This window comes from Clostridium tepidiprofundi DSM 19306 (assembly GCF_001594005.1).
Classification (GTDB): Bacteria; Bacillota; Clostridia; order Clostridiales; family Clostridiaceae; genus Clostridium_AC; species Clostridium_AC tepidiprofundi.
Map to the genome: position 1 here is coordinate 1 of NZ_LTBA01000098.1, position 2,681 is coordinate 2,681.

Annotated in this window: 1 protein-coding gene; it reads left to right on the plus strand. The window is 29.7% G+C overall.

Annotated features, from left to right (window positions below):
• The first annotated feature begins 542 nt into the window (after nucleotides 1–542).
• Complete coding sequence (locus CLTEP_RS13695) at nucleotides 543–2,201, plus strand: nucleoside kinase (RefSeq protein ID WP_066827625.1); 1,659 nt, start codon at nucleotides 543–545, stop codon at nucleotides 2,199–2,201.
• Nucleotides 2,202–2,681 lie beyond the last annotated feature (480 nt).

The following is a 2,681-nucleotide window of genomic DNA, read 5'->3' on the forward strand; positions in this document are numbered from 1 at the left end:
CAGTCACCAAAGCAGATTGTTACTTTGATGAAAACTAATATAAGAGTGCCAGTTACAAGTCGGCTAGTGGCTAGTTAATGTTGAAATCGTTACACGATTTCCTTAATAAAGAGTGCCAGTTGACCAGCTTCTAGTATATAGCTACTAGATAAGTGATAAGTATATAGTAATCAAGTTACAAATCTGCACTAGTCCTCTAGTCCTCTAGTAGCTTGGCAAACTTGCTTCATTTCTAGTACCTAAAACAGATACTGGTATACAGATGGCAAATTTGTACTGGAGACTGGAGACTAAAACAGAGTTGCCAATCACCAGTCGCCAATCACTAAAGCAGATTGTTATCTTGATGGAGATTAGAGACTGGAGACTGGAGATTAAACAGAAGTTGCTAATCACAAGTCGCCAATCGCTAAGTTAGATTGTTACCTTGATGGAGATTAAAGACTAGAGAGTAATAAATGGTTGTTAATCGCAAAATAGGTTGTTATTTTGATGTATAGTAGCGATAAGAAAATTAATATTTAGAAGAAGGAGGAAATAATATGAATAATATAGAAATAAAGTTAGAAAGTGGACAAAATATAATCGTTACAAAAGGAAAAAAATTAAATGATATTATTAAAGAGTATAATTTGGAAAAGGATATTCCTGTTGTTTTAGGAAAACTAAATGGTAAGATATATGAGTTAAGTCATACTGTAGATGAGGGTGGAAAGTTAGAGATTATTGATATTAGTTCAAAAATAGGAAGAAAGACATATATACGAACTCTACAATTTATTTTGATAAAAGCTGTCAATGATATTTTTCCAAATTCAAGAATTACAATAGAGCATTCATTGGGTAAAGGACTTTTTGGGGAAATTGATAAAGAACAACCATTGAATGAAAGTGATATAAAAAAAATCAAAGCTAGAATGGACGAAATTATTAAGAAAGATATAATTATTAAAAAGATTTCTGTAACTAAAAATAAGGCTATGGAGATCTTTAAAAAATATCGTTTAGAAGATAAATTAAAACTATTCAAAAATGTAAATGCTGAAACACTGAAATTATATGAATTAGATGGATTGTATGATTATTTTTATGGACCCATGGCATATTCTACTGGAGTTATAAAGATTTATGATTTAGTATACCACAAGCCGGGATTTAAATTAAGATTTCCAACACAATATAATCCATATGAACTTCCACCTATATTGGAACACAAAAAACTCGAAAAGATATTTTATGAAACTGAACAGTGGGGGAAAATATTGAATGTTGGTGATGTTGGTTCTTTGAACGATATTGTACTCAATGGAAATATTTCAGAACTCATAAGAGTGAATGAGGCTCTTCAAGAGAAAAAGATTGCATACATTTCCGATATGATAAAGGAAAAAGAGCATGTAAAGCTAGTATTGATCGCAGGACCATCTTCTTCTGGTAAGACAACGTTCACAAAAAGATTGGGAATTCAATTGAGAACAAATGGATTTATTCCAGTTCAGATTTCACTTGATGATTATTTTGTAGATAGAGATCGTACTCCTAAAGATGAATTTGGTGAATATGATTTTGAGTCTATATTTGCTTTAGATTTGGAATTATTTAATAAAAATTTGACGAGTTTACTCAATGGTGAGGAAACTGAAATACCGAAATATGATTTTAAGACAGGTAAAAGAGTTTGGACTGGAGACAAAGTTAAATTACCAGAACGAGGTATCATATTAATAGAAGGCATACATGGACTTAATGAGATGTTAACATCATCGATATCAAAGGAAAATAAATTTAAAATTTATATTAGCTGTTTAACACAATTAAATATAGATTGCCACAATAGGATACCAACTACAGATGTGAGAATAATTAGGAGAATAGTGCGTGATAGCCTGTCAAGAGGATATGGAGCAGAGACTACATTAAAAATGTGGCCATCAATAAGACGAGGAGAAGAAAGAAATATATTCCCATTTCAAGAAGAGGCAAATGTAATGTTTAACTCTAATCTAGTATATGAAATATCTGTTTTAAAGAAACATGCATTAAGGGAGTTAAATAAAATACATGAGGACAGCCCCGTATATTATGAAGCATGTAGATTAAAAAATTTCTTGTATTTCTTTAAAGAAATAGATGAAAGTTTAGTACCTGATAATTCAATATTAAGAGAATTTATAGGAGGAAGTTATTTTTACAAATACTAAAGTTTGAAAGTTTAGGGACGGTTCATTTATTTTAGTTATTTAAACTGGAAAATTAAAAAATTTTAGGGGACGGTTCATTTGTTTCGGTTCTTTAAAAGTAAGAGGTTAATAACTTGTCATATTGACATATATTGATATGCTGACATTTATTAACTTCTTTTATTAACTTCTTGCTTTTTGCTTATTTCTATTGGAAGTTTAAGGGACGTTAGAAGTTTAATTTAAGGGGACGGTTCATTACTAACTTTAATAATTAACGGAAAACGGAAAATGATATAAAAAATGAACCGTCCTCTTGTTTTACCTTGTTTTACTTCTTTTAGTTCCTTTTTTTACCTTTTTTATTCTTAAAAACTATAAACGTGCATTTTAGCTAACAAATTTTTACATAACATAAAAATAAAAATATAGACATTCTAATTATCCTATTGTAATATATTCTTTGGAAAAACACTTACAAAGGATGATTAAAATGTCTAC

Excerpts from the sequence above, each read along its gene's own strand:
- CLTEP_RS13695 (WP_066827625.1), top strand. The coding sequence starts at position 543 with ATGAATAATATAGAAATAAAGTTAGAAAGTGGACAAAATATAATCGTT.